Raw genomic sequence first — 1,851 nt, 5'->3', positions numbered from 1 at the left:
ACGTGCGCCCGCTGCAGGCTTTTGGCGACGACGTCGTCCGCGGAGGGGGCGTTAACCAGTTTACGGACGGTGGCCTGGTGCAGTCCGAGTTTCCGGCCGATCGCCGCCTTCGACATCCCCTGCTGCCACAGCTCGTGGGCGGCAGCATGCTGTTCACGGAGCCGAGTCACGATCTTCAGCTCTGTCGGCGGCTGGACTACCTGCGGTTCGTCGGGAGTGTCTGCAGGTTCCGAAGGCGGTTCGGCCAGACGGGAGCGATGACCGTTCACCGTCTTCTCGTCCGCCTGGCCGAGATTGGCCCACAGATGGTAGCGATCAGCGACCTGCTCGGCCTGCGGCGCCCCGATGCGTGCGCCCTCCGCGTAACCACTGGACCGGTCCCGGCAGATCACCTTCACCTCGGGGTGGTCGCGGAGCCATGCGGCGAGTTCTTCGCCCTCGCGCCCGTCGTAGAGATGCAGTGGACGGTGGGTGGCCATGTCGATCAGCACCGTGCCGTAGTGACGGCCCTTGCGGAAAGCGAAGTCGTCGACGCCGAGGACCTCCACCTCGCCGACCTCCGGTTCGGGCAGGGCTCTGACCAGCCGCAGCAGCGTGTCCTTGCCCACGGTGATGCCGACCGCGGAGGCCAGGCGGGCTCCTGCCCGGCCGGCCAGGGCCAGTCCGATCCGCGTCAGCACCCCGCGCAATAGCGGGGTCTGCCGACTGTGCGGGGTCGTCAGTCCCACGATCTGCTCGGCGAACGTCACCGCCGTGCAAGCAGTGTTCTCGCAGCGGAACCGGCGTATGCGTAACTCGATCACCACACCGAGCCCGCCCACGGCGACGTCACGCAGCTTGCGTACGTACCGGCCGTGCACCCGAGCAGAGCTCTGACCGCACCGGCAGGACCCGCACTTCGCCCGCACCCGCGTCCTCAACACCACCTTGTCCGGCCGTCGCTCGACCTCCTCGATGAGCAACGCGGACAGGTACGGAAACAGCTCCAAAAGCACATCACGAGAGCACGCGATGCATGATTGCGAACGGTTGGAACACGCCGCTCAACCGTCCGGATCACAAGATCATCGACAGAACCCGAATTTTGACGTTGATAGCGTCAATGAAGACGACCGGGTAGACGCGGTCGAGCGGCCGGTTCTGCCATTCGGCCATGCCATCCATCACCTTGTCGGTGATCGTGCTGATGGTCGTCTTGGACACGTCCGCGCCGTAGACCTCGGCCAGGTGCGCGGAGATCTCCCCGTGCGTGAGGCCCTTCGCGGACAGCGAGAGCACCATCTCGTCCACGCCGGTCAGCCGGCGCTGCCGCTTCTTGACGATGGCCGGCTCGAAGGAGCCCTCCCGGTCGCGGGGCACGTCGATCTCGACCGGCCCGATGTCCGTCAGCACCGTCTTGGACCGGGTGCCGTTACGGGAGTTGCCGCCGTCCTTGCCCGCCGGGTCGTGCTTGCCATAGCCGAGATGGTCGGTGATCTCGCCCTCCAGGGCGGACTCCAGAACCGTCTTGGTCAGCTGCTGCAGCAGCCCGCCCTCGCCGGTCAGCTGCAGCCCCTTGCTGCGGGCCTGCTCGACGAGCTGGTCGATCAGTTTCTGCTCGACCGTCGCGGCCTCCGGCGAGGGATCCGCCTGGTCATCGGCGTCCACGAACTCGGTCACGGTGTCAGTCACTTGATGTCTCTTCCATGATCATCAATTACACCGGTGAGCGTACAGACCCCCGGCTGCGTCAATTGACGGGTCTGTCAATCGAACGGCCCTGTCTCACATTCGGAGCGCTGTGAGGGTCGCTGGCATCTGAGCCGATCACGCGGGGTACCCGCCCGGTGGACAACGGGATACGCAATGGTG

Annotated in this window: 1 protein-coding gene and 1 pseudogene; both read right to left on the bottom strand. The window is 66.1% G+C overall.

Going from position 1 to position 1,851, the window contains the following annotated elements:
* Positions 1–995 (bottom strand): ISL3 family transposase (locus ACFYXH_RS42435; protein ID WP_389575173.1); only part of this gene is annotated, 995 nt, incomplete at its 3' end.
* An 82-nt stretch (positions 996–1,077) separates the two neighbouring features.
* Positions 1,078–1,590, bottom strand: a pseudogene (locus tag ACFYXH_RS42430) (transposase); the annotation flags it as partial.
* Positions 1,591–1,851: the final 261 nt, after the last annotated feature.

Source organism: Streptomyces sp. NPDC002730 (genome assembly GCF_042888805.1).
Lineage (GTDB): Bacteria > Actinomycetota > Actinomycetes > Streptomycetales > Streptomycetaceae > Streptomyces.
The sequence above is the reverse complement of the archived record's forward strand: the minus strand, read 5'-3'. Positions and strand labels throughout refer to the sequence as shown.